Genomic DNA, 23,627 nt, shown 5'->3' with positions numbered 1-23,627 from the left:
GAAGCACCATGCTCCTCGCGCTCATCAAGAAGGAACTGCTCGCACTCGTGCGCGACATGCACGGGCTGGCGGCGCTGTTCCTGATGCCGATGGTCTTCATCGTGCTGATGTCGCTCACGCTGAAGGACATCTACCGCCCGCCGCTCGCGGAGCTGAGCTATGCGGTCGACCGGCGCGACACCGAGACACCCGCGCAATGGCTGCAGCAGATCTGGCAGCGCAGCCACGGCGCGCCCAGGGCGCTCGATGCCGACTGGCAGGCGCAGCTGCGAAGCGGCGCGCTCAAGTACGTGATCGTGCTGGAGCCCGGCCTGTCGGCGGAACTCGAATCGGCCGCGCTGTCGACCCAGGCCCACATCCGGCTTCTGACGGAGCCGGGCATCGACGCCAACCTGTTCAACGCACTGCGGGCCGAGCTCGTCGGCGCGTCCGGCGAACTGAAGGCGCGCCTGGCGCTCGCGGTGCCCGGCACCTCGGGCCCGCCGCCGGGTGCCTCGATCCAGGCGCTGGTGAACGCCGAGCGCTTTGCCACCGCCGGCCCGCGGCCCACTTCGGTGCAGCAGAACGTGCCCGCGTGGCTGGTGTTCGGCATGTTCTTCGTGGTCGCTTCGCTCTCCAGCCTGTTCGTGCAGGAACGCAGCTCGGGTGCGCTAGGCCGGCTGCGCAGCCTGGGCGTGTCGCGCGTCATGCTGCTGATGTCGAAGGCGCTGCCCTACCTGGGCGTCAATGCGCTGCAGGCCGTGCTGATGCTGGCCGCCGGCATCTGGCTGATGCCGCTGATCGGCGGCGACGCGCTTTCGCTCGCGGGCATCCATTGGGGCGCGCTGGTGCTGGCGCTGGCGGCCGTGAGCCTGGCCGCGGTGAGCCTGTCGCTGGCACTGGCCTGCGCGGTGCGCAGCCATGCGCAGGCCGCCACCATCGGGCCGATGGTCAACGTGCTGATGGCGGCGGCGGGCGGCATCATGGTGCCCAAGTTCGTGATGCCGGGCTTCATGCAGCGGCTGGTCGAGATCTCGCCGATGAACTGGGGGCTGGAGGCGCTGCTCACCGTGCTGCTGCGCGGCGGCGGCGTGGCCGAGACGCTGCCGCAGGTCGGCCGGCTCGTGGTGTTTGCGGCGGCCATGTTCCTTCTTGCCGTCTTTCTGTTTCGCAGGCGCGCATCGTGACCACCCATTTCCATTCCGCTGAATTCATCGCCAGCCTGAAGGCCATGGTGCTCGAGGCCGTCGAAAAGGACGCGCCGCCGGGCGGCCTTGGCGACGACGAGCCGCTGTTCGGGCCCGAGGCCCGGCTCGACCTCGATTCGCTCGACGCGCTGCAGGTGTCCATGACGATCCAGCAGCGCTTCGGCGTGCGCATGCCCGACAGCAAGGAAACGCGCCGTGCGCTCACGTCCGTCGTCCATCTGGCCGACCACCTGGTGCAAGCGGGCAAGGCATGAGCGTCAGGAGCGTGTACCTTGCCGGCATGGGCCTGGCCTGCACGCTGGGCAACGATCTTCCGACCGCCGTGGAGGCCCTGGCACGCGGCGGCGTTCCGCCTGTACCGGTCGCGGTTTCGGAAGGCGTGCAGTGGCCGGTCCACATGCTGCCGCCGCAGGAAGGCGACTGGCGGCAGCGGCTCGCGCGCGTCGTGCGCGGCGTGGCCGCACAGGCGTGCGAAGGAACAGCGGCAGCGCGGTCCGGGCCGCTCTTCGTCGCATCGTCCTCGCTGGACATCGGTGGCATGGAGCACACGGTGCAGGACCTGCGGCTCGGCGGCGACCTGCAGGACTTTGCGGGCCTCGTGGCCGCTGCGCTCGACTGGCAGGGGCCGGTCTTCACCATCTCCACGGCCTGCACCTCGGCGCTCAATGCGGTGCTCGCGGCTTGCGACCTGATCCGAGGCGGCCAGGCCGACGAGGCGCTGGTGATCGGCGCCGAGCTCGGCAACCGCTTCACGGTGGCCGGCTTCGGCGCGATGCAGCTGCTCTCGCCGGATGGCGCGCGGCCTTTCGGCGCCGGGCGCAACGGGCTGGTGCTCGGCGAGGCGGTGGCCGCATTGCGGCTCGGTTCGCGCGCGGCGCGCTGGCGCATTGCGGGCGGGGCCAACGTGGTCGATGGGCGCAATCCCTCGGGCACCGAGGCCAGCGCGGTGCTTGCGATGTGCCATCAAGCGTTGGCGCAGAGCGGGCTGCGGCCGCAGGACATCGGCCTGGTCAAGGTGCAGGCCGCGGGCAGCCCGGCCAACGATGCGATCGAGGCGCTGGCCTTGAAAGAGGTCTTCGATCCGCTGCCGCCGCTGGTGTCGTTCAAGTCGGCGATCGGCCACACGCTGGGCGCCTCGGGTGCCGCCGAGCTGGCCTTGCTTGTCGCCTGCATCGAGAGTGGCGTGTGGCCGTCCGCTGGTTATGCCATCGACGATGAACTCGGCATCGCCTTGAGCACGCGGGCGCCTTCCGGGCTGCGCAACATCCTCTTCAACGTGGTCGGGTTCGGCGGCGGGCACGCCTCGCTGGTGCTGGAGGATGGCCGATGAACGCCGGTTCCGCCCCCGCATGGCGCACCGTCGCGCACTTCTCGGCCGATCCGCTGCCTGCGGACTGGCGCGACCAGCTCGCGCACCGGCTCGGCCGGCGGCCGCGGCGCGTCGGGCTCTGGACCGAGCTTGCGATGTTCGGGGCGCGGCGCTGCCTCGACGCCGCGGGCGAGGCAGCCTTGCCTGCGGGTGCCCGCCTGCGCGTATCGAGCCTGCGCGGCGCCTGGGGCGCGACGCATGCGGGCCTGGCGCAACTCGACGCCGGCATGCTGATGCCGTTCACCTTCATGCAGGGCCAGCCCGCGCTGATGCTGGCGGAGGTCGGCCGCTGCCTCGAATGGCAGGGCGACGCGAGCTTTGCGCTGTGCCGCGATCCGCAGCAGCTGCTGCAGCTCTCGAAGCTCGGCGCCGCAAGCGCCGGCTTGCTGGTCGGTGTGGTGGAAGAGGAGCGCAATGGCGAGAAGCCGCGCTCCGAATGGTGGCGGCTGGTGCCGGCCTGAAGCACCGCAAAGCCGCTCCGGAACCGGGCGATCAGGCCAGCGCCGCGATCGACCGTGCCAGGTTGGCGCGAGCCCTTGCCTCCAGCAGCGCATGCATTCGCGGCGTGGCGTAGATCGCCTCGCGCGCGAGAAAGCGCTGAAGGATCGCGCGGCGGCGCGGCCGGCGTACCTCGTCGGGCACGAAGGCATATTCGGCATGCACCTGCCGTTCGTATTCGTCGAAGCGTGCAGGATCCGCGCCGAGGATCGACAGGTCGATGTCGACCAGCAGTTCGGCGTCGCGGCCTTCGGGCACGGCATCGTGGCGCGTGGCCATCACGAGCGCATGCACGCGTTCTGCGGCCTCGGCCGGAGCACCGGCCGAGACGATGGCGCTGCGCGCCCAATCGGCGCTGCGTGCCTCGTTGTCGTGCGCATGCACGTCGTAGACCGCGTCGTGGAACCACAGCGCGAGCGCCACTTCACCGGGGTGCTCGGCCGCTTCCTTCTCGCGCTCGAACCAGGCCAGGCATTCGCCGAGGTGCTGCAGCGTGTGGTAGCGGCGCTGCGGCTCGCCGTAGCGGCGCTGCAGCTCGATGCCGAGCGCCTCGTCGGCAGCGGCCACGCCCAGCGCGCGCCAGGCAGCGTTCCAGTGGTTCCGCAGTGCCTCGGGCGCCATCGGGCTATGGCTCCATGGCGGCCTTGACCTCCCGGCCGAGGTCGAGCACCGACATCGCGTAGTAGCTGCTCCAGTTGTAGCGCGTGATCACGTAGAAGTTGCGCGTGCCGGCCACGTAGGTCGGCTCTGCGTCGGCGCCGTTCTGCAGTTCGATCAGCGCGAGCAGGCCCTTGTGGCGCAGGCCCTCGCCTTCGGGAACGGCTCCGGCCGCCACGAAGCTGTCGGTGCTGAAGCTCGGCAGGATGTCGGGCGCCAGCAGCAGCGCCTTCTTGAGGCGGGCCTCCTCGAAGTGCACCGGGTAGGTCGCGGGCATGCCGGGCGTCCAGCCGAAGGCCTTGAAGTAGTTGGCCACCGAGCCGATCACGTCGGCGGGGTTGTCGACGAGGTCGATGCGGCCGTCGCCGTCGAAGTCGACCGCGTACTTGGCGATGCTGCTGGGCATGAACTGCGGCATGCCCATGGCGCCCGCATAGCTGCCCACGGGCAGCAGGGGGTTGTCGGCGGTGCGGCTTTCGGTGCTCAGAAAGCTCTCGAGCTCGCCGCGGAAGAAGGCCTCGCGCTCGGCCGCGCGCGGATGGGCCTGCGGAAAGTCGAACGACAGCGTGGCCAGTGCATCGATCACGCGGAAGCTGCCCATGTTGCGGCCGTAGATGGTCTCCACGCCGACGATGCCCACGATGATTTCGGCCGGCACGCCATACATCGCCTCCGCGCGCGCGAGCGTGCCGGCGTTGTTGCGCCAGAAGCGCACGCCAGCGGCAATGCGCGTCGCATCGATGAAGCGGCTGCGGTAGGCCTGCCAGTTCTTCACCGTGCCGGCCGGGCCGGGCAGCATCAGGCGCGGCACGTTGGGCAAAAAGCGCGCGCTGCCGATGGTGGCGCGCACCCATTCGCGGTCGAGGCCGCGGCGCTCGGCCACCTCGTCGGCAAAGCGCATGGCGTCGTCGCGCGTGGCGTAGGGCGTGCTGCCGGCCACGGTTTTCACGCTGCGGGCGCTGGGAGCTTTCTGGGCCTGCGCCCCGATGGACCCTGCGCAGCAGGCGGCGAGGAGGGCGACGGCGGCGGCGCGGCGCGGCGCGGGAAGAAAAAATCGCATGGCGCCGATTGTGCCGTCCGCGCGAGCCCGCCTCGGCGGGACGCGTGCGGCCTCAGCGCCGCGCGGTGGGCACGGCCGGCCAGTCCAGGCGCCGGAACTCGGCCCGGAGCGCCGCGAGCGAAGCCGGCGAGGCCGGGGCGTAGCGCTGGGCTTCGAGCTTCAGCAGCCATTCGCGCACGGCCTGTGCCGCCGGGCCGAAGCGCGCCTCGGCCTGGGCGGCCATCTGGCGCGGCGGCGCGGTGTCGGGCAACTGGAGCCCGGCCTTGGCGAGGTGCGCGCGTGCCTGGCCGAGCAGGCGCAGCCACGGGTCGTGCTGGCTGCGCTCCCACAGGGTCCATGCCGCGCCGGCAAGGCTTGCGCCCACCAGCAGATAGAGCAGCACGTAGGCCAGGTCCTCGAGGCTCGGCGCGTTGAAGCCGATGCTCTTGAGCAGGTTGAGCTGGCGGCTTTGCGTGTAGTTGAGCACCCACTGGTTCCAGCCGTTGTTCACCGCTTCCCAGGCGGCGCGCAGGTTCTGCGCCAGCGTGGGGCTCATCGCGCCGATGGCGCCGGCGAACAGGCCCGGCTGCGGCACCAGCCGCTGCAGCTGGCCGACCCGGCCCGGCGACACCGCGCCCGTGGGGTCGACGCGAACCCAGCCGGTGCCGTCCTCCCAGACCTCGGCCCAGGCGTGCGCATCGCTCTGGCGCAGGATCCAGTAGTTGTCGACGCCATTGAGTTCGCCGCCCTGGTAGCCGGTCACGATGCGTGCTGGAATGCCCGCGCCGCGCATCAGCACCACGAAGGCCGAGGCGATGTGCTCGCAGAAGCCTTCCTTGCGGTCGAACCAGAACTCGTCGGCCGTGTCGTTGCCGTAGACGCCGGGCTCCAGCGTGTAGCTGTAGCCGCCGGTGCGCAGCCGCTGCAGTGCGGCGCGGATGAAGGCCTGGGTGCCGCCGCTGGCCAGCGCGGGCTGGGCGCGCATTTCCGCGGCGAGCGCGGCGGTGCGCGGGTTCGATCCGGGCGGCAGCGCGAGGTAGGCCCGCAGCGCGGCCGTCTGCCGCAGCGGGCCGCTGTGGAACTGCGTGTAGCTCTCGGCGCGGTAGCGCACGAGATCGGAGATGGGGCGGGTCGCCACCCATTGCAGGTCGGGCGTGCCCGTGACTTCATAGCCGGGCGCCTGCGGTGCGGTGGGCGCCGCATCGAGCGTGAGCAGCCAGGGGCGGTGGTTGGGCTCGAGCGTGACCTCGTAGCGCACCGGCGGGCCGCTGGTGCGCAGGTTGCCCGATGGCGGCGCGCCGCGCGCCCAGGACGGCAGCGCGCTCCACTCGCGCCCGTCGAACTGCGCGAGCACCGGACCGCGGAAATACAGCTGGCTCTGGGGCGGCGCGCGGTTGTCGTCGAACTTGATGCGCGCCGCAATGCTGTCGTCGAGCGCGAGTTCGGCAATGGTGCCCACGCGCATGGTGTTCGACAGGCCCGTGCGCCCGGCCATCGCATCGGCGGGCGTGCCCCACAGCGGCGCAAAGCGCGGAAACAGCAGGAACAGCGCGAGCATGATCGGCGCGCCCGCCAGGGCCATCCAGCTGGCGGTGCGCGCGGCCTGCATCAATGGCGGCTTGCCCACCGGCATGTGCGCATTGACCAGCGCGGTGAGCAGGCCCAGCAGCGCCAGCAGCATGGCGACCGCGGTCATCAGCGACTGCGAGTAGAAGAAGTTCGTGAGCATCGCGAAGAAGCCCAGGAAGAAGATGACGAAGGCGTCGCGGCGCGCGCGCAGCTCCAGCGTCTTGAGCGCGAGCAGGATCACGATCAGCGTGACCCCGGCGTCGCGCCCCAGCAGGGTGCGGTGGGTGGCGAAGGTGGCGGCCAGCGCCAGCACCAGCAGGCCCACGCGCGCCCACTTGCCCGGCAGCGGACGGGCCTCCACGGCGAGCGTGCTGCGCCACACCAGCACCATCGCCGTGATGGCGGTGCACCACCAGGGCAGGTTCGCGGCCTGCGGCAGCACGATGAGCGCAATCACCGCAAGCAGGAACAGCGTGTCCCGGGCGTCCCGTGGCAGCGCCGAGATCTCGCGCATGAACTTGTTCATGTGCGCGGCTCCCGGCCTGGAGAAGAACGAGCGGCGTTCGGATGATTCAACATAGCGCCAGCGCCTCCAGGCAGGCTCTTCGGTGGGCTTCGCCCTGCGAGGGCTGCACCACGCGCGCGGCCACGCGGATGCCGTAGTCCACGCCCACGCGGTCCGCCATCAGCACCCAGGCGCACAGCCGCGACACCCGGGCTTCGGTGTCGGCCAGCTGGGTGGCCTGGGCGTCGAGCCACAGTTCTTCGCGCTGCGTCTGCTGCGTGTCGCGGCTCACCAGGTCTTCCGAGCCGGTGGCTTGCGCGCGGGCCGCCTTCTTCCAGACCACGAGCTTGAGTGGATCGCCGCGCCGGTAGGCACGGAGGCCGTCGTATTCGCCGGCGGCCTGCGCGCGCAGCGCGGCCGAGGTGGCGGCCGGGCCCGACAGCGGCTCGCCCGGCGGCAGCGGCGGCGGATGCGCCTCGGGCGCGGGATAGACCAGCATCTTCGCGGCCGGGCGCCACACCGTCCAGACGCGGAAGGTGCCAAGCGGAAAGCGCGTTTCGGCGGTGAGCGTGGGCACTGGATGGAGCCCACGCCGCTCGGGCTTGAAGGCGATCTCGACGGTGGCGCTGCCCTCGGCCGGGACGTCGGTCCAGGCCCACTGGCCGCTGCCGCGAACGGCCATGCCGATGCCGTAGCGCACGCTGCGCCGCGTGTTGTGCAGCACCACGCGAAAGACCGCGGCGGCGCCCGCATAGTGCGCCTCCGGCGCCATCATGTGCATGGCCAGGCCGCGCAGCGTGGCGTGGCTCACGTGCATGCCCACGGCCACGCTGCCCGCGAGCAGGAAGGTCAGCAGGTAGCCGAGGTTGAGCTGGTAGTTGATCGACGCGATCAGCAGCACCAGCAGCGTGGCGCCCAGCGTCCAGCCGGCGCGCGTGGGCACGATGTAGACGTTGCGCTGCGTGAGCTCGAGCGTGTCCGAAGGCGGCCGGCGCGACAGGAACCAGCCGTCGATGCGCGAGCGTAGCGACGCGATCATCGGCGGCCGGCGGGCGTGCTTGTTTTCACGGCAGCGGCACGTCCGCGATCATCGCGCGCACCTGCTCCACCGCGCCCCGGCCCGCGTCGCCCACCGGCGTGAGGCGGTGCGCAATGGTCTGCGGCAGGATCGACTGCACGTCGTCGGGCGCAACGTAGTTGCGGTTGGCCAGCAGTGCCTGCGCCTTGGCGGCGCGCAGCACGGCAATGCCGGCGCGCGGCGAGAGGCCCTGCAGGAACCAGCGGCCGGAGCGCGTGGCCGCGATCAGGTCCTGCACGTAGTTCAGCAGCGGCTCGGCCGCATGCACCTGCTGCACGCGCTGCTGCAGCGCAGTGAGCTCGCCCGCGGTCAGGAGCGCGGGCAGGGTGGCCAGCATTTCGCGGCGGTCGGCGCCCGAGAGCAGCTCGCGTTCGGCGGCGCGGTCGGGGTAGCCCAGCGAGATGCGCATGAGGAAGCGGTCGAGCTGCGATTCGGGCAAGGCGAAGGTGCCGAGCTGGTCCTGCGGGTTCTGCGTGGCAATCACGAAGAAGGGCGTGGGCAGCGGCCGCGTCTCGCCTTCGATGGTGACCTGCTTTTCTTCCATGGCCTCGAGCAGCGCGCTCTGCGTCTTGGGGCTGGCGCGGTTGATTTCGTCCGCCAGCAGCACCTGCGCGAAGATCGGCCCGGGGTGGAAGACGAAGGCCTGCTGGCCCCGGTCGTAGATCGCTACGCCCGAAAGGTCGCCCGGCATCAGGTCGGCGGTGAACTGCACGCGGGAAAACTGCAGCCCGAAGGTGTGCGACAGCGCATGGGCGAGGGTGGTCTTGCCGACGCCCGGCACATCCTCGATCAGCAGGTGCCCGCCCGCGAGCAGGCAGGCCACGCAGTCGCGCACCTGGGGCTCCTTGCCCACGATCACCGTGTTAAGCTGACTCAGCAAAGTGGCAAGCTTCGCAGCAACGTCCATATTTGTATCCATATGCAAACGATACCGTAAGACTGCGCGGCCCCATGCCGTGTGAGGTCTAGATACGACAGAGACACGGCAAACACATGGGCAAGACCGGCTACTTCACACATCGCGATTGCTGGAAGCACGACATGGGCCGGGGCCACCCCGAATGTCCCGAACGGCTCGACGCCATCGAGGACAGGCTGCTGCTCACCGGCGTGGGCGATGCCCTCGAACACCGCGACGTGCCGCTGGCCACCCTGGCCCAGATCACCCGCGCACACAGCGAGGCGCATCTCGAACACCTCGAATCGCTGCACCAGCGCCTGGTGGCAGACGAGCCGGCGGGCGGCCCCCGCCATGCGCAGCTCGACCCCGACACCATTCTGAACCGCTTCACCCTGCTGGCCGCGCGCCGCGCCGCGGGCGCCGCCATTGCCGCCACCGACGCGGTGATGGCGGGCGAGGTCGACAACGCGTTCTGCTCGGTGCGCCCGCCCGGGCACCACGCCTGCTACGAACAGGCCATGGGCTTCTGCTTCCTCAACAACGTGGCCATTGCGGCGCGGCATGCGCTCGAGGTGCACGGGCTGGAGCGCGTGGCCATCGTCGATTTCGACGTGCACCATGGCAACGGCACCGAGAACATCCTGTCGAACGATCCGCGCGTGCTGATGGTGGGCTTCTTCCAGCATCCGTTCTATCCGTACAGCGGCACCGAGCACCCGGCCTCCAACATGCTCAACCTGCCGATCCCGGCCTACACCAGGGGCATGGACGTGCGCGAGCTGATCGAGGCCGCCTGGATGCCCCGGCTCGAGGAATTCGCGCCCGAGATGATCTTCGTGAGCGCGGGCTTCGACGCCCACCGCGAGGACGACCTGGGCCAGCTCGGCCTCACCGAGAACGACTTCGCCTGGATCACCGGCCGCGTGCGGGACGTCGCGCGGCGCCATGCGCAGGGCCGCATCGTCTCGATGCTCGAAGGGGGCTACAACCTGGACGCCCTCGCGCGCAGCGTCGAAGCCCATATCCGCGTCCTTGCCGATCTGTAGAGCCGCCGGCGCACACACCGCGCCCTGTTTTTCCAAGAGATGAATTTCAACGATTTCACACAACGCCTGGGCCAGGTCGACGCACGCGGCCTGGGCATCGAGCTGGCGGCACTGGTCGCCTGCGTGGTCCTGGCCTGGGTGGCCACCCGCTGGTTCGGGCGCGACCAGCCGAAGGATTCCATCTGGTTCGGCGAGCGCACCTTCGACGGGCTCTTGTTCCCGCTGCTGGCGCTGGTCTTCGCCGAGCTGGCCCGGCGCCTGGTGAGCGGCTACCAGCCCGTACTGGTGCTGCGCATCGGGGTGTCGGTGTTCCTGTCGCTGGCGGTCATCCGGCTGTTCGCGCGCGTGATGCGGGCGGTCTTTCCCGCCTCCAACCTGGTGCGGCTGCTGGAGCGCACGATCTCGTGGCTCGCCTGGATGGCCGCCATCCTCTGGATCGTCGGGCTGCTGCCGCCGGTGCTGGCCGAGCTCGACGGCATCACGCTGGCCTTCGGCAAGACGAGCGTCAGCCTGCAGACCATCATCCAGGGCGTGCTGTCGGCCGGGCTGGTGCTGGTGATCGCGCTGTGGATTGCCGCCACCATCGAGAAGCGCATCCTGCGCGAGGCCGTGACCGACCTGTCGATGCGCAAGGTGGCCTCGAACGCGGTGCGCGCCATCCTGCTGCTGGTGGGCCTGCTGTTCGCGCTGTCGGCGGTGGGGGTCGACCTGACGGCGCTCTCGGTGCTGGGCGGCGCGCTGGGCGTAGGCCTGGGCTTCGGGCTGCAGAAGCTGGCGGCCAACTACGTGAGCGGCTTCGTGATCTTGCTGGAGCGCTCCATCCGCATCGGCGACAACGTCAAGGTCGACACCTTCGAGGGCCGCATCACCGACATCAAGACCCGCTACACGCTCATCCGCGCGGGCAACGGGCGCGAGGCCATCGTGCCGAACGAGTCGCTCATTACCAGCCGCGTCGAGAACCTCTCGATGGCGGACCGCAAGTTCAACATCACGACCAGCATCGTGGTGGGCTACGACAGCGACGTGGCGCAGGTGCAGGCCATCCTGTGCGCGGCGGCCAAGGCCCAGGCCCGGGTGATGACCGACCCCGAGCCCGTGACTTATCTCGCCAGCTTCGCGCCCGACGGGCTGGAGTTCACGCTGAACTTCTGGGTGGCCGACCCTGACAAGGGCAAGGACAACGTGCGCTCGGCCATCAACATCGCCATTCTCGAGGGCCTGCGCAGCGCGGGCGTGGACATTCCCTATCCGCAGCGCGTGCTGCGGGTGGAGTCGCTGCCGCCGGGCGTTTCCGCCACGCGCGAGGCTGCCGTATAATCACGAAAAAGCACGGTCGTTCTTTTTTGTTGCACAGCGGTGCCAAGTCGCCATGGGCGCAGGTGCGGCAAAGGCCGGACCCTAAAATGACCGGCTGCCCTCGAAGCCCCCTTTTTGCAATCCCAATGGAGTCAAGTCAATGAAGGTTCTAGTGCCTGTCAAACGGGTCGTCGATTACAACGTCAAGGTGCGCGTGAAGAGCGACGGCACCGGAGTGGACATTGCCAACGTCAAGATGAGCATGAACCCCTTCGACGAGATCGCCGTGGAAGAAGCCGTGCGCCTGAAGGAAAAGGGCGTGGTCACCGAAGTCATCGCCGTCTCCTGCGGTGATGCCAAGTGCCAGGAAACCCTGCGCACCGCCATGGCCATCGGTGCCGACCGCGGCATCCTGGTCGAGACCACCGAAGAGCTGCAACCCCTGGCCGTGGCCAAGCTGCTGAAGGCCCTGGTCGACAAGGAACAGCCCCAGCTGATCATCCTGGGCAAGCAGGCCATCGACGACGACGCCAACCAGACCGGCCAGATGCTCGCCGCGCTGGCCGACCTGCCGCAAGCCACCTTCGCCTCCAAGGTCGAAGTGGCCGATGGCAAGGCCACCGTCACGCGCGAAGTCGACGGCGGCCTGGAGACCATCACGCTCAGCCTGCCGGCCGTCATCACCACCGACCTGCGCCTGAACGAGCCGCGCTATGTGACGCTGCCCAACATCATGAAGGCCAAGAAGAAGCAACTCGACACCTTCAAGCCCGAAGACCTGGGCGTGGACGTGAAGCCGCGCCTGAAGACCCTCAAGGTCAGCGAGCCGCCCAAGCGCGGCGCCGGCATCAAGGTGCCTGACGTCGCGACCCTGGTGGACAAGCTCAAGAACGAAGCCAAAGTGATCTGAGGAAGACAACGACATGACCGCACTTGTTATTGCCGAACACGACCACGCGACCGTCAAGCCCGCGACCCTCAACACCGTGACCGCGGCCCTGGCCTGCGGCGGCGACGTGCACGTGCTCGTCGCCGGTGCCAATGCCGCCGAAGCCGGCAAGGCCGCTGCGCAGATCGTGGGCGTCAGCAAAGTCATCGTGGCCGACAGCCCCAGCCTGGCCGAGAACCTGGCCGAGAACGTCGCCGCCCAGGTGCTGGCGATCGCTTCCAACTACAGCCACATCCTGTTCCCCTCGACTGCCAACGGCAAGAACGTCGCGCCGCGCGTGGCCGCCAAGCTCGACGTGGCGCAGATCTCCGACATCACCAAGGTCGAAAGCCCCGACACCTTCGAGCGCCCGATCTACGCCGGCAACGCCATCGCCACCGTGCAGAGCAGCGACGCCACCAAGGTGATCACCGTGCGCACCACCGGCTTCGACGCCGCAGCCGCCACCGGTGGCAGCGCGAGCGTTGAAACGGCCGAAGGCGTGGCCGATTCGGGCAAGTCCAGCTTCGTGGGCCGCGAAGTCACCAAGAGCGACCGCCCCGAACTCACCGCCGCCAAGATCATCGTCTCGGGCGGCCGGGCCTTGGGCAGCGCCGAGAAGTTCACCGAAGTGATGACGCCCTTGGCCGACAAGCTCAACGCGGGCCTGGGCGCGAGCCGCGCCGCGGTGGACGCGGGCTACGCCCCCAACGACTGGCAAGTGGGCCAGACCGGCAAGATCGTCGCGCCGCAGCTGTACATCGCCGCGGGCATCTCGGGCGCGATCCAGCATCTGGCCGGCATGAAGGACTCCAAGGTGATCGTGGCGATCAACAAGGACGAAGAGGCGCCGATCTTCTCGGTGGCCGACTACGGGCTGGTGGCCGACCTGTTCACGGCGGTGCCGGAACTGGTGAAGGCGCTCTGATCGCATCGCTGCACTGAGCCGGAGGGCATCGTTCGCGATGCCCTTTTCGTATCCGCTGTATCTGGAGACAAGACATGAGCTACACCGCCCCCCTCAAGGACATGCTGTTCGACATCGAGCACCTGGCCAACATCGGCGAGATCGCCAGGCTGCCGGGCTTCGAGGACGCCGGCCTCGAAACCGCGCAGGCCGTGCTCGAGGAATGCGCGCGCTTCAACCAGGACGTGGTCGCGCCGCTGAACATCGAGGGCGACCGCAACCCCTCGTCCTTCAAGGACGGCCAGGTCGCGACCACGCCGGGCTTCAAGGAAGCCTTCGCGCAGTACGTGTCGGGCGGCTGGCAGGGCCTGCAGCATCCGGCGGACTTCGGCGGCCAGGGCCTGCCCAAGACCATCGGCGCGGCCTGCGGCGAAATGCTCAACTCGGCCAACATGAGCTTCGCGCTGTGCCCGCTCTTGAGCGACGGCGCCATCGAGGCGCTGCTCACGGCCGGCTCCGACGAGCTCAAGGCGGTGTACCTCGAAAAGCTCGTGAGCGGCCAGTGGACCGGCACCATGAACCTCACCGAGCCGCAGGCCGGCAGCGACCTTGCGCTGGTGCGCAGCCGCGCCGAACCGCAGCCCGACGGCACCTACAAGGTCTTCGGCACCAAGATCTTCATCACCTACGGCGAGCACGACATGGCCGAGAACATCGTGCACCTGGTGCTCGCACGCGTGACCGGCGCGCCCGAAGGCGTGAAGGGCATCAGCCTGTTCGTGGTGCCCAAGTTCCTCGTCGGCAAGGACGGGTCGCTGGGTGCGCGCAACGACGTGCACTGCGTGAGCATCGAGCACAAGATGGGCATCAAGGCCTCGCCCACCGCCGTGCTGCAGTACGGCGACCATGGCGGTGCCGTGGGTTATCTCGTCGGCCAGGAGAACCGCGGCCTCGAGTACATGTTCATCATGATGAACTCGGCCCGCTATGCCGTGGGCATGCAGGGCATCGCGATTGCCGAGCGCGCCTACCAGCACGCCGTGGCCTACGCCAAGGACCGCGTGCAGAGCCGCCCGGTCGATGGTTCGATGAACGCGAGCGCGCCCATCATCCACCACCCCGACGTCAAGCGCATGCTGATGACGATGCGCGCCTACACCGAAGGCTGCCGCGCCATGGCCTCGGTGGCCGCGGCCGCGTACGACGCCGCGCACCACCACCCCGATGCCGAGGCGCGCAAGCAGAACCAGGCCTTCTACGAATTCATGGTGCCGCTCGTGAAGGGCTACAGCACCGAGATGAGCCTGGAAGTGACCTCGCTCGGCGTGCAGGTGCATGGCGGCATGGGCTTCATCGAGGAGACCGGTGCGGCGCAGTACTACCGCGACGCCAAGATCCTCACGATCTACGAGGGCACCACCGCCATCCAGGCCAACGACCTCGTGGGCCGCAAGACCGCGCGCGACGGCGGCCAGACCGCCAAGGCCATTGCCGCGCAGATCGAGAAGACCGAAGCCGAGCTGTCCAAGAGCGGCAGCCCCGCCGCGGCCGCCGTCCTCAAGCGCCTGAAGCCTGCGCGCGAAGCCTTCATCGAAGTGGTCGACTTCGTCGCGGGCCAGACCAAGGCGTCGCCCAACGCGGTGTTCGCGGGCAGCGTGCCCTACCTGATGCTCGCGGGCAACCTCGTGGCCGGCTGGCAGCTGGCGCGCTCGCTGATCATTGCAGCGGACCTGGCGTCGCGCAGTGTCGACGTGGACTTCATGCAGGCCAAGATCGCGACCGCGCGCTTCTATGCCGAGCACATCCTGAACAGGGTGCCCGGGCTGCGCGACAGCATCGTCGATGGCGCCGAGAGCGTCACGGCACTGGCGCTCGACGCCTTCTGACCCACGGCCCCGTGTCGCCCAGCTGACGGGCGATGCGGGCCTTCCTCTTATATAAAACCGAACCCCATTCCCGGAGAAGACATGTCCAAGCTGCCCCCCGTGCTCGCGAACCTGCCGCTGCCGATCATCGGCTCGCCGCTGTTCATCATCAGCAACCCCAAGCTCGTGATCGCGCAATGCAAGGCCGGCGTGGTCGGCTCGATGCCGGCGCTCAACGCGCGCCCCGCGGCGCAGCTCGAAGACTGGCTGGCCGAGATCACCGAGGAGCTCGCGGCCTACAACAAGGCCAACCCCGACAAGCCCGCCGCGCCCTTTGCCATCAACCAGATCGTGCACAAGAGCAACGACCGGCTCGAGCACGACATGGAGATGGTCGTGAAGTACAAGGTGCCGATCGTCATCACCTCGCTGGGCGCGCGCACCGACGTGAACGATGCGGTGCACAGCTACGGCGGCGTCACGCTGCACGACATCATCAACAACAAGTTCGCGCAGAAGGCGATCGAGAAGGGCGCCGACGGCATCATTGCCGTGGCGGCCGGGGCTGGCGGCCATGCGGGCGTGAAGAGCCCGTTCGCGCTGGTGCAGGAAATCCGCCAGTGGTTCGACGGCCCCATCGCGCTGTCGGGCTCCATCGCCACCGGCGGCGCGGTGCTCGCGGCGCAGGCCATGGGCGCCGACTTCGCCTACATCGGCACCGCCTTCATCGCCACCGAGGAGGCGCGCGCGAGCGAGGAATACAAGCAGGCGATCGTCGACGGCAACTCGGACGACATCGTCTACTCCAGCCTCTTCACCGGCGTGCACGGCAACTATCTTGCGCCGAGCATCGTCAAGGCCGGCATGGACCCGGCCAACCTGCCCGAAGGCGACGTCAAGACCATGAACTTCGGCGGCGGCGAGGGCAGCAAGGCCAAGGCCTGGAAGGACATCTGGGGCTCGGGCCAGGGCATCGGCGCCGTCACCGAAGTGGCCAGCGCCGCGGCCTTCATCGAGAAGCTCAAGCGCGAGTACCAGCAAGCCAGGCAGCGGCTCGCCCTTTGAGCGGCGCGTGCGACCCGGCGCCTGCCGGGCTGCCCGCACAGCGCGGGCGGATGCCCCTGCTCGACATCGCCAAGGGCCTGGCCTGCGCGGTGATCGTCGGGCACCACCTGTCGCGCTACGGCGCGATGCCGGTGGGCGCCTTCCTGCTGGCGCCCGGATTGCTGGGCTGGCTGGCCAGTGACGGCCGGCTCGCGGTGCAGGTCTTCCTGGTGATTGCCGGCTTTCTTGCGGCTTCCAGCCTGGCGCCCGACGGCTTGCTGCGCGTGGAGCGGCCGATGGCGCGCATCCTGCAGCGCTACGGCCGGCTGGTCATGCCCTACCTGGCGGCGCTCACGGTGTCGGTGCTGGTGGCGGCCCTGGTGCGCCCCTGGATGGTGGGCGACGACGTGCCGGCCGCGCCGAGCATCGGCCAGTTGCTCGCGCACGGCTTGCTGATGCAGGACCTGCTGGGCTACGAGGCACTGTCCACGGGCGTCTGGTACGTGGCCATCGACTTCCAGCTGTTCGTGCTGGCGCTGGCGCTCATGGGGCTTCCCGCGATGCTGCGGCGGGCGCCGGCGGCGGCTGCAGCGGCTTCGTACGAGCGCTGGATTCCCGTGGCGCTGGTGCTGGCGGTGGCCACCGCTTCGCTGCTGCTCTTCAACCGCAATGCCGATCTCGACGGCACGGCGTTCTATTTCTTCGGTGCCTACGGGCTCGGCATGCTGGCCTTCTGGATCGGACGCGCGACGCGCGCGAGCACCTGGCGCAGTGCCATCGTGCTGCTCGCGCTGACCGGCGCGGGCGCGCTCGCGGTCGACTGGCGCAGCCGCATCGCCACCGCGCTGGTGAGCGCGCTGCTGATTGCCGTTGCGCAGCGCCGGGACTGGCTTTCGCTCGGTCGCCGGCCGGATGCGGCCATGCCCTTGCAGCGCCTGGGCCGCATGTCGTATTCGCTGTTCCTGATCCACTTTCCGGTGCTGCTGGCCACCAATGCGGCGGCGGCGCAGATGGGGCCGCACCCCGCCTGGTTCGATGCGCTGGGCCTGGCCGCCACCTTCGGGCTGTCGGTGGCAGCCGCGCAATTGCTGCACCGCAGGGTCGAGCTGCGGCCCGCGTCGTGGCGCGTGGTCGCGGCATTGTTCGCGGGCCTGCTGGTCAGCGGGATGCTCGTCTCGTTCTGACCTGAGCCGCCCGCGCCGGCAGCGCAGCGCGCCGGCCGTTTTCACTGAAATGGTTGCAAGAGGGCGCCGGAGCGGTCACGCTCCCGGCTGCTTCAGGGTTTCTCCGCCTTTGATAAGATTGCGAAAATTCAGTAAATACTGAAAATACAAAATATCAAGGAATGATCAAGCATCCTCCGCCACGGCCGCCGCTGCAGCTTTTTGCGCGGCCGGACGCCGCAAGCCTCGTACAAGGCGTGGCGGCGCTCACGTGGATTCCGCAGGCGGCGCTGCTGGCCATGGCCGTGCAGGGGCTGGCCTCGGGGCAGGGGATTGCGGCGGTGCAGTGGCCGGCTTGCGGCATCCTGCTGCTGGGCGTGCTGCGGGCCGTTTGCGAGGCATGGGGCGCGCGACGCATCTTCGGACACGCGCGGGCGCAACTCTCGGCCCTGCGTGCCCAGACTGCCCGGGCGCTGGCGGCCGGTTCGCCGCTGGACCGCGAGCGTGCCGAGTCCGGGCGCGCGGCCAGCGTGCTGGCCGAGCAGGCCGAAGCGCTGGTGCCGTATCTCGTGCGCTACCGGCCCGCGCGCTGGCGCGCCACGGTGGTTCCCATCGTCATCCTGGCGGCGGTGGCCAGCCTTTCGTGGGTGGCGGCGCTCGTGCTGCTGGTTGCCGCTCCGCTGATTCCGCTTTTCATGGCCATCGTCGGCTGGCGCGCCAAGGCCGCGAGCGAGGCGCAGATGGTCGAGATGGGCGGCATGAACGCCTTCCTGCTCGACCGCCTGCGCGGGCTGGCCACGCTGCGCGCGCTCGATGCGGTGGATGCCGCCGCCGGGCGGCTCGCGCAGGCGGCAGAGGCGCTGCGGGAACGGACCATGGCGGTGCTGCGCATCGCCTTTCTCTCGTCGGCGGTGCTGGAGCTTTTCTCGGCGCTGGGTGTGGCCATGGTGGCGGCCTACGTCGGCTTCCACCTGCTGGGCACCCTGGGCTTTGGCGCCTGGGGAAGCCAGTTGAGCCTGGGGGAAGGGCTGTTCATCCTGCTGCTTGCGCCGGCGTTCTTCGAACCGCTGCGCGAACTCTCGGCGGTCTGGCATGACCGCGCGGCCGGCGAGGCGGCACTGCAGGCACTCGACGCGTTGCAAAGGCGCGCATTGCCCCTGCCTGGAGCGCAGGCCCCGGTTGCACGTGCCGCAACAGGCGCGACACGCGTGGGCTCCGCACCCGCCATCGTGATCCGCGACCTGCATTTCGCGTGGCCGGCCGAAGAGCGCAAGGTCTTCGATGGTCTGGACCTGCGCATCGGGGCCGGCGAGCACGTGGCGCTCACTGGTGCGAGCGGCGCGGGCAAGACCGCGCTGCTGTCATTGCTGGCGGGGCTGCTGCCGGCCGCGCACGGCGACATCTCCATCGGCGGCGTGACGCTGTCCGATCACACCGCGGGTGCGCTGCGCCAGCGCATCGCCTGGATGGGGCAGAGGCCGCATGTGTTCGCGGGCTCGGTCGAGTCCAACGTCGCGCTCGGGCGCGCGGGCGTGGGCGCCTCGCAGGTTGCGGCGGCAATGCGCTTCGCCTCCCTCGAGACGGTGGCGCAGGCGCATCCGGGCGTGGCGCTGGGCGAGGGCGGCATCGGCCTGTCGGGCGGCGAGGCGGTGCGCCTGGCGCTGGCGCGCATCGCGGTCCACCCCCATGCGGACCTGCTGCTGGTGGACGAGCCCACCGCCCACCTCGACACCGAAACCGCCACCCAGGTGGCCGACGCGCTGCTGGCCCTGGCCCGCGGAAAGACCCTGGTCGTCGCCACGCACGACCCGGTGCTGGCGGCGCGCATGAACCGCTCGGTCCGTCTCGATGCCGAGCCGGCCGATGCCGCCTTGGAGCGCGCCGCATGAGCAGTTCCCAGGGTGGCTGGCGCGACCTCCGGCTGGTGCTGCGGCCGTTCCTGGCGGCGCAGCCCCGCGCGCTGCTGTGGGGCGGCGTGCTGGCGGCGGCCACCGTGCTGGCGGGCATGGCCTTGCTCGGCCTGTCGGGCTGGTTCATCACCGCGACGGCACTCGCGGGCCTGCATGCGGCCACGGCCTTCACCTTCGACGTGTTCATGCCCTCGGCCGGCATCCGGCTGTTGGCGCTCGGGCGCACCGCATCGCGCTACGGCGAGCGCCTGGTCACGCACGACGCAAGCTTCGGCGTGCTCGCGGCCTTGCGCGTGCGCCTGTTCCGCGGCTGGGCGCGCCCCGGCGCGGCGCTCCAGCTGGCGATGCGGCCATCGCGGCTCCTGTTCCGGCTGACTTCCGACATCGATGCGCTGGAGTCGCTCTACCTGCGGCTGCTCGTGCCCGCCGCCGCGGCGCTGGGCGCGGCGCTGCTCGCGGGCGTGGTGCTCGGGTTCATGCACGCCGGCGTGGGGCTCGCGCTGCTGCTGTGGCTGGTGGCCGCCGGCTGGGGTCTGGCGCTGTTCATCGCGCGGCGCGCCCGGCGTCCGGCGGTGCGCCGCGCGCATGGCATCGAGGCGCTGCGGGCGCGCACCGTCGACCTCGTCGCGGGCCAGACCGACCTGGTGATGGCGGGGCGTGCCGATGCGCAGCGCGAAGCACTGATGAATGCCGATGCGCGCCTGGCCAAGGCCGACCTCGCGCTGAACAGGCTCGAGACTTCGGCCGGCGCGGCCTACAACGTGGCCGGCACGCTGACACTGGTGGGCGTGCTGCTGGCGGTGGGTGTGCTCGTGGGCGAGGGCGCCATCGGCGCGCCTGCCGCGGCGCTCGGGCTGCTCGTGGCGCTGACGGCCACGGAGCCGTTCGCGGCCCTGCGGCGCGGCGCGCTCGATGCCGGCCGCACCTGGCTCGCGGTCGGGCGCCTCGCGCCGCGCCTGGCGCCTGACGAAGCGCGACCGGGTGTCGCCGTCGTTGAACCCGGCGCGGCTTGGGCGGTGAGTCTGGCCCACCTGAGTGCGGCGCACTTCGGCAGCGGCATTCCCGCGCTGAACGATGTCTCGCTGGCCATCGCGCCGGGCGAACGCGTGGCGCTCGTCGGCGCGAGCGGTGCGGGCAAGTCGACATTGCTCGCGGTGATTGCCGGAGAAGTAGCGCCGCTGGCCGGCAGCGTCAACGCTGAGCCGGCCTGCCTCCTGACCCAGCGCACCGAACTTTTCCAGGACAGCCTGCGAGACAACCTCCGGCTCGCCGATCCCGCCGCGGACGACGTCCGCCTGTGGAACGCATTGCAATCGGCCGGTCTCGCCAGTGACGTGCACTCCTTCCCCGCCGGACTCGATACCGCGCTGGGCGAAGGCGGCCTGGGCCTTTCGGGCGGGCAGTCGCGCCGGCTCGCGCTCGCGCGGTTGCTGCTGCGCCCGGTGCCGCTCTGGCTGCTCGACGAGCCCACCGAGGCGCTGGATGCCGCCATCGCACATGACGTGCTGCAGCGCCTGTACGCAGAGGCCGGCCCGCGCACGCTGCTGATCGCCACGCACCTGCGGCGCGAGGCCGCGCTGGCCGACCGCCTGGTGTGCATGCGCCAGGGCCGCATCGTTGCCGAACTGCGGCGCGGCAGCCCCGCCTTCGACGCCGCGCTCGACGCGCTGCGGCCCGACTGAACCGACAGAAGCCAAAGACCAAAAACAGGGAACACAAAAAGGAAGCCCCCATGGACCTCGACATCGTTGCGCTATCGCGCCTGCAGTTCGCCGCCACGGCGCTCTACCACTTTTTGTTCGTGCCGCTGACGCTCGGGCTGTCGATCATCCTCGCGGTCATGGAAACCGTCTACGTGATGACGGGCCGCGTGATCTGGCGCGACATGACCAAGTTCTGGGGCGTGCTGTTCGGCATCAACTTTGCGATGGGCGTGGCCACCGGCGTGGTGATGGAGTTCCAGTTCGGCATGAACTGGAGCTACTACAGCCACTACGTCGGCGACATCTTCGGCGCGCCGCTGGCCATCGAGGGGCTGATGGCCTTCTTCATGGAAGCCACCTTCGTGGGCCTGTTCTTCTTCGGCTGGGACAAGCTCTCCAAGGTGGGCCACCTGGTCGCGACCTGGGCCGTGGCCATCGGCTCCAACTTCTCGGCGCTGTGGATCCTCATTGCCAACGGCTGGATGCAGAACCCCGTGGGCGCGGCCTTCAATCCGCAGACCATGCGCATGGAGGTGACGGACTTCTTCGCGGTGCTGACCAACCCCGTGGCGCAGGCCAAGTTCGTGCACACCGTGTCGGCGGGCTATGTGTGCGCGGCGGTGTTCGTGCTCGGCGTGTCGGCCTGGTACGTGCTCAAGGGCCGCCACCTCGAATTGGCCAAGCGCTCGATGACGGTCGCGGCCTCGTTCGGCCTGGCGGCGTCGCTGTCGGTGGTGGTGCTGGGCGACGAGAGCGGCTACCTGTCGACCGAACACCAGAAGATGAAGCTCGCCGCCATCGAGGCCATGTGGGAGACGCATCCCGCGCCTGCGGCGTTCACCGCCTTCGGCTTCCCCGACCAGGAAGCGCGCGAGACGCACTACGCCATCCATATTCCGGCGGTGATGGGGCTGATCGGCACGCGCTCGCTCAATACCGTGATCCCCGGCATCGACGAGCTCGTGAAGCGCGCCGAGGTGCGCATCCGCGAAGGCATCAAGGCCTACGACGCGCTGCAGCAGATCCGCGCCGCCGGCAGTACGCAAGCCGTGCCGCAGGGCGTGCGCGATGCCTTCGAGAACGGCGGCACCGACATGGGCTATGCGCTGCTGCTCAAGCGCTATGTCGACGACCCGCGCAACGCCACGCCCGAGCAGATCGCCAAGGCCGCATGGGACACCGTGCCGCAGGTGGCGCCGCTGTTCTGGCTGTTCCGGATCATGGTGGGCATCGGCATGCTGCTGATCGTGCTGACGGCCACCTTCTTCGTGCTTTCGGCGCGGCGCCGGCTCGACCGCCACCGCTGGCTGCTCAGGGCCGCGGTGCTGGCCATCCCGCTGCCGTGGATCGCCATCGAGTCCGGCTGGCTGGTGGCCGAGTTCGGCCGCCAGCCCTGGGTGATCGAAGGCGTGCTGCCAACGGCGGTGGCGGTGTCGAACCTGGGCGTGAAGACGCTGCTCATCACGCTTGGCGGCTTCATCGCGATCTACACCACGCTCTTCATCATCGAGATGAAGCTGCTGCTCAAGGTGATACGCAAGGGGCCGGAGGCCGAGCATGCACCCGATGTCGGCGAAGCCCGGTCCCATGTTCCGCCAGTTCGCGCCATGGCGGCGCCAGGGAGTTCCTCATGATCCTGCATCAACTCATCGACTACGACACGCTTCGAATCATCTGGTGGGCGCTGATCGGCGTGCTGCTGGTCGGCTTTGCCGTGACTGACGGCTTCGACCTGGGAAGCGGCATCCTGCTGCCGTTTGCCGCGCGCACCGACCTCGAGCGTCGCCTGGTCATCAACAGCGTGGGCCCGGTATGGGAGGGCAACCAGGTGTGGCTGATCGTTGGCGGCGGCTCGATCTTCGCGGCCTGGCCGCAGCTGTACGCGGTGTCGTTCTCGGGCTTCTACCTGGCGATGTTCGTGATTCTCACGGCGCTCATCCTGCGGCCCGTGGCCTTCAAGTTCCGCAGCAAGCGCGAGGAGCCGGCCTGGCGCGCGCGCTGGGACGCGGTGCTTTTCTTCAGCGGCCTGGTGCCCGCGCTGATCTTCGGTGTGGCTGTGGGCAACGTGCTGCAGGGCGTGCCGTTCCGCTTCGCGGCGGACATGCACATCCACTACGACGGCAGCTTCTTCGCGCTGCTCAATCCGTTCGCGCTGCTGTGCGGGCTGGTGTCGGTGGCGATGATGGTCGCGCACGGCGCGGCGTGGCTGCAGCTCAAGACCGCGGGCCCGGTGGCCGAGCGCGCGCGCCTCTATGGCAGCGTTGCCGCGGTGGCCGGCATCGCGCTGTATGCGCTGGCGGGCATGTGGATGGCCTCGGCCATCGGCGGCTACCGCATCACGAGCGCGGCCCAGATGGTGGGGCCGTCCAATCCGCTCCTGAAGACCGTCGAGCTGCACGCAGGTGCATGGCTTGCCAACTATGCGGCCCATCCCTGGACCATGGCCGCGCCGGCGGCGGGCTTTGCCGGCCTGCTGGGGGCGCTCGGGGGCCTGCTGCTGCGCCGGCCCGTGCTCGCGCTGCTGGCGGCCGCGCTCGGCATTGCCGGCATCATCCTGAGCGTGGGCGCATCGATGTTCCCGTTCATCCTGCCGTCGTCGATCGACCCGCGCGCGAGCCTCACGGTGTGGGACGCATCATCGAGCCACCTCACGCTCTTCATCATGCTGGTGGTCACGGGCATCTTCATTCCCATCATCGTGGCCTACACCACCTGGGTCTACCACGTGCTGTGGGGCAAGGTCGACGAAAAGGCGATCCGCGAAGAGAGCGGACACGCGTACTGAACGGAGCAAAAAATATGTGGTACTTCGCCTGGATTCTCGGCCTGCCGCTGGCGGCCGCCTTCGCTGTTCTCAACGCGATGTGGTACGAACTGATGGACGACGACGCCATTCGCAAGGAGAAGCTCGCGCTGCCCGAAGCGCCGCAGGGGCAGGAGCGGCTCTGACAAAAGGCCG

The 23,627-nt window shown here is 69.5% G+C and carries 21 protein-coding genes; 16 read left to right on the top strand and 5 right to left on the bottom strand.

Annotated elements, in window-relative coordinates:
- Positions 1–8 precede the first annotated feature (8 nt).
- Genes ACAM58_RS16385 through ACAM58_RS16370 form a run of 4 tightly spaced genes read left to right on the top strand, consistent with a single transcriptional unit; the run spans position 9 to position 3,017 of the window.
- A complete protein-coding gene (locus ACAM58_RS16385) occupies positions 9–1,166 on the top strand; it encodes an ABC transporter permease (protein WP_012748482.1) in 1,158 nt (385 codons plus the stop codon).
- On the top strand, positions 1,163–1,441 hold the full coding sequence (locus ACAM58_RS16380; RefSeq protein WP_012748481.1) for an acyl carrier protein: 279 nt from the start codon (positions 1,163–1,165) through the stop codon (positions 1,439–1,441). Before ACAM58_RS16385 ends, ACAM58_RS16380 begins: the two co-directional genes overlap by 4 nt.
- On the top strand, positions 1,438–2,517 hold the full coding sequence (locus ACAM58_RS16375) for a beta-ketoacyl synthase N-terminal-like domain-containing protein (protein WP_012748480.1): 1,080 nt from the start codon (positions 1,438–1,440) through the stop codon (positions 2,515–2,517). The genes ACAM58_RS16380 and ACAM58_RS16375 overlap by 4 nt, the downstream gene beginning before the upstream one ends.
- On the top strand, positions 2,514–3,017 hold the full coding sequence (locus tag ACAM58_RS16370; RefSeq protein WP_012748479.1) for a hypothetical protein: 504 nt from the start codon (positions 2,514–2,516) through the stop codon (positions 3,015–3,017). Before ACAM58_RS16375 ends, ACAM58_RS16370 begins: the two co-directional genes overlap by 4 nt.
- 31 nt (positions 3,018–3,048) lie before the next feature.
- On the opposite strand, the gene ACAM58_RS16365 is transcribed toward ACAM58_RS16370, so the two are convergent.
- Genes ACAM58_RS16365 through ACAM58_RS16345 form a run of 5 tightly spaced genes read right to left on the bottom strand, consistent with a single transcriptional unit; the run spans position 3,049 to position 8,809 of the window.
- Positions 3,049–3,675, bottom strand: a complete 627-nt coding sequence (locus ACAM58_RS16365) for a hypothetical protein (RefSeq protein ID WP_012748478.1) — start codon at positions 3,673–3,675, stop codon at positions 3,049–3,051.
- A gap of 4 nt (positions 3,676–3,679) precedes the next feature.
- On the bottom strand, positions 3,680–4,771 hold the full coding sequence (mltB, locus tag ACAM58_RS16360; RefSeq protein ID WP_012748477.1) for a lytic murein transglycosylase B: 1,092 nt from the start codon (positions 4,769–4,771) through the stop codon (positions 3,680–3,682).
- A gap of 52 nt (positions 4,772–4,823) precedes the next feature.
- Entirely contained in the window at positions 4,824–6,845 is a 2,022-nt protein-coding gene (locus tag ACAM58_RS16355; protein ID WP_012748476.1) for a transglutaminaseTgpA domain-containing protein, read from the bottom strand.
- Positions 6,846–6,891: 46 nt separating this feature from the next.
- Positions 6,892–7,863, bottom strand: a complete 972-nt coding sequence (locus ACAM58_RS16350) for a DUF58 domain-containing protein (RefSeq protein ID WP_012748475.1) — start codon at positions 7,861–7,863, stop codon at positions 6,892–6,894.
- A 25-nt stretch (positions 7,864–7,888) separates the two neighbouring features.
- Positions 7,889–8,809 carry a MoxR family ATPase gene (locus ACAM58_RS16345; RefSeq protein ID WP_012748474.1) on the bottom strand — a complete coding sequence of 307 codons (921 nt, stop codon included), beginning with the start codon at positions 8,807–8,809 and terminating at the stop codon, positions 7,889–7,891.
- An 86-nt stretch (positions 8,810–8,895) separates the two neighbouring features.
- Between ACAM58_RS16345 and ACAM58_RS16340 the strand changes: the two genes are divergently transcribed.
- The 12 genes from ACAM58_RS16340 to cydX all read left to right on the top strand — a co-directional run bounded on the left by ACAM58_RS16340 (position 8,896) and on the right by cydX (position 23,617).
- Entirely contained in the window at positions 8,896–9,849 is a 954-nt protein-coding gene (locus ACAM58_RS16340; RefSeq protein ID WP_012748473.1) for a histone deacetylase family protein, read from the top strand.
- Positions 9,850–9,888: 39 nt separating this feature from the next.
- Positions 9,889–11,169: a mechanosensitive ion channel family protein gene (locus ACAM58_RS16335; RefSeq protein WP_012748472.1), complete on the top strand. Its 1,281-nt coding sequence runs from the start codon at positions 9,889–9,891 to the stop codon at positions 11,167–11,169.
- 139 nt (positions 11,170–11,308) lie between these two features.
- Positions 11,309–12,058: an electron transfer flavoprotein subunit beta/FixA family protein gene (locus ACAM58_RS16330; protein ID WP_062361769.1), complete on the top strand. Its 750-nt coding sequence runs from the start codon at positions 11,309–11,311 to the stop codon at positions 12,056–12,058.
- A 13-nt stretch (positions 12,059–12,071) separates the two neighbouring features.
- Positions 12,072–13,004 (top strand): electron transfer flavoprotein subunit alpha/FixB family protein, encoded by a 933-nt coding sequence (locus ACAM58_RS16325; protein WP_012748470.1) that lies wholly within the window; start codon positions 12,072–12,074, stop codon positions 13,002–13,004.
- A gap of 74 nt (positions 13,005–13,078) precedes the next feature.
- A complete protein-coding gene (locus ACAM58_RS16320; protein ID WP_012748469.1) occupies positions 13,079–14,869 on the top strand; it encodes an acyl-CoA dehydrogenase in 1,791 nt (596 codons plus the stop codon).
- A gap of 81 nt (positions 14,870–14,950) precedes the next feature.
- The gene (locus ACAM58_RS16315; protein ID WP_012748468.1) at positions 14,951–15,913 is read left to right on the top strand and encodes a nitronate monooxygenase family protein; all 963 of its coding nucleotides are present in this window, start codon (positions 14,951–14,953) and stop codon (positions 15,911–15,913) included.
- A gap of 50 nt (positions 15,914–15,963) precedes the next feature.
- Positions 15,964–17,076 (top strand): acyltransferase, encoded by a 1,113-nt coding sequence (locus tag ACAM58_RS16310; RefSeq protein WP_012748467.1) that lies wholly within the window; start codon positions 15,964–15,966, stop codon positions 17,074–17,076.
- A gap of 161 nt (positions 17,077–17,237) precedes the next feature.
- Complete coding sequence (cydD, locus tag ACAM58_RS16305; protein ID WP_369663095.1) at positions 17,238–18,944, top strand: thiol reductant ABC exporter subunit CydD; 1,707 nt, start codon at positions 17,238–17,240, stop codon at positions 18,942–18,944.
- A complete protein-coding gene (locus ACAM58_RS16300) occupies positions 18,941–20,647 on the top strand; it encodes an ATP-binding cassette domain-containing protein (protein ID WP_012748465.1) in 1,707 nt (568 codons plus the stop codon). The genes cydD and ACAM58_RS16300 overlap by 4 nt, the downstream gene beginning before the upstream one ends.
- A 50-nt stretch (positions 20,648–20,697) precedes the next feature.
- Entirely contained in the window at positions 20,698–22,302 is a 1,605-nt protein-coding gene (locus ACAM58_RS16295) for a cytochrome ubiquinol oxidase subunit I (protein WP_012748464.1), read from the top strand.
- Positions 22,299–23,453 carry a cytochrome d ubiquinol oxidase subunit II gene (gene cydB, locus ACAM58_RS16290; protein WP_012748463.1) on the top strand — a complete coding sequence of 385 codons (1,155 nt, stop codon included), beginning with the start codon at positions 22,299–22,301 and terminating at the stop codon, positions 23,451–23,453. The genes ACAM58_RS16295 and cydB overlap by 4 nt, the downstream gene beginning before the upstream one ends.
- Before the next feature lie 14 nt (positions 23,454–23,467).
- Positions 23,468–23,617 (top strand): cytochrome bd-I oxidase subunit CydX, encoded by a 150-nt coding sequence (gene cydX / locus ACAM58_RS16285; RefSeq protein WP_012748462.1) that lies wholly within the window; start codon positions 23,468–23,470, stop codon positions 23,615–23,617.
- The last annotated feature ends 10 nt before the right edge of the window (positions 23,618–23,627 follow it).

Origin of the sequence: Variovorax sp. V116 (genome assembly GCF_041154435.1) — a bacterium.
Lineage (GTDB): Bacteria > Pseudomonadota > Gammaproteobacteria > Burkholderiales > Burkholderiaceae_C > Variovorax > Variovorax paradoxus.
Note: the sequence above shows the minus strand (reverse complement) of the source record. Positions and strands in the feature narration are given on the sequence as shown.

Coding starts and splice junctions, on each gene's coding strand:
- ACAM58_RS16315 (WP_012748468.1), top strand. CDS start 14,951: ATGTCCAAGCTGCCCCCCGTGCTCGCGAACCTGCCGCTGCCGATCATC.
- ACAM58_RS16340 (WP_012748473.1), top strand. CDS start 8,896: ATGGGCAAGACCGGCTACTTCACACATCGCGATTGCTGGAAGCACGAC.
- ACAM58_RS16345 (WP_012748474.1), bottom strand. CDS start 8,809: ATGGACGTTGCTGCGAAGCTTGCCACTTTGCTGAGTCAGCTTAACACG.
- cydB (WP_012748463.1), top strand. CDS start 22,299: ATGATCCTGCATCAACTCATCGACTACGACACGCTTCGAATCATCTGG.
- ACAM58_RS16320 (WP_012748469.1), top strand. CDS start 13,079: ATGAGCTACACCGCCCCCCTCAAGGACATGCTGTTCGACATCGAGCAC.
- ACAM58_RS16365 (WP_012748478.1), bottom strand. CDS start 3,675: ATGGCGCCCGAGGCACTGCGGAACCACTGGAACGCTGCCTGGCGCGCG.
- mltB (WP_012748477.1), bottom strand. CDS start 4,771: ATGCGATTTTTTCTTCCCGCGCCGCGCCGCGCCGCCGCCGTCGCCCTC.
- ACAM58_RS16300 (WP_012748465.1), top strand. CDS start 18,941: ATGAGCAGTTCCCAGGGTGGCTGGCGCGACCTCCGGCTGGTGCTGCGG.
- ACAM58_RS16295 (WP_012748464.1), top strand. CDS start 20,698: ATGGACCTCGACATCGTTGCGCTATCGCGCCTGCAGTTCGCCGCCACG.
- ACAM58_RS16350 (WP_012748475.1), bottom strand. CDS start 7,863: ATGATCGCGTCGCTACGCTCGCGCATCGACGGCTGGTTCCTGTCGCGC.
- ACAM58_RS16335 (WP_012748472.1), top strand. CDS start 9,889: ATGAATTTCAACGATTTCACACAACGCCTGGGCCAGGTCGACGCACGC.
- ACAM58_RS16370 (WP_012748479.1), top strand. CDS start 2,514: ATGAACGCCGGTTCCGCCCCCGCATGGCGCACCGTCGCGCACTTCTCG.
- ACAM58_RS16310 (WP_012748467.1), top strand. CDS start 15,964: ATGCCCCTGCTCGACATCGCCAAGGGCCTGGCCTGCGCGGTGATCGTC.
- ACAM58_RS16325 (WP_012748470.1), top strand. CDS start 12,072: ATGACCGCACTTGTTATTGCCGAACACGACCACGCGACCGTCAAGCCC.
- ACAM58_RS16375 (WP_012748480.1), top strand. CDS start 1,438: ATGAGCGTCAGGAGCGTGTACCTTGCCGGCATGGGCCTGGCCTGCACG.
- ACAM58_RS16385 (WP_012748482.1), top strand. CDS start 9: ATGCTCCTCGCGCTCATCAAGAAGGAACTGCTCGCACTCGTGCGCGAC.
- ACAM58_RS16330 (WP_062361769.1), top strand. CDS start 11,309: ATGAAGGTTCTAGTGCCTGTCAAACGGGTCGTCGATTACAACGTCAAG.
- cydD (WP_369663095.1), top strand. CDS start 17,238: ATGATCAAGCATCCTCCGCCACGGCCGCCGCTGCAGCTTTTTGCGCGG.
- ACAM58_RS16355 (WP_012748476.1), bottom strand. CDS start 6,845: ATGAACAAGTTCATGCGCGAGATCTCGGCGCTGCCACGGGACGCCCGG.
- cydX (WP_012748462.1), top strand. CDS start 23,468: ATGTGGTACTTCGCCTGGATTCTCGGCCTGCCGCTGGCGGCCGCCTTC.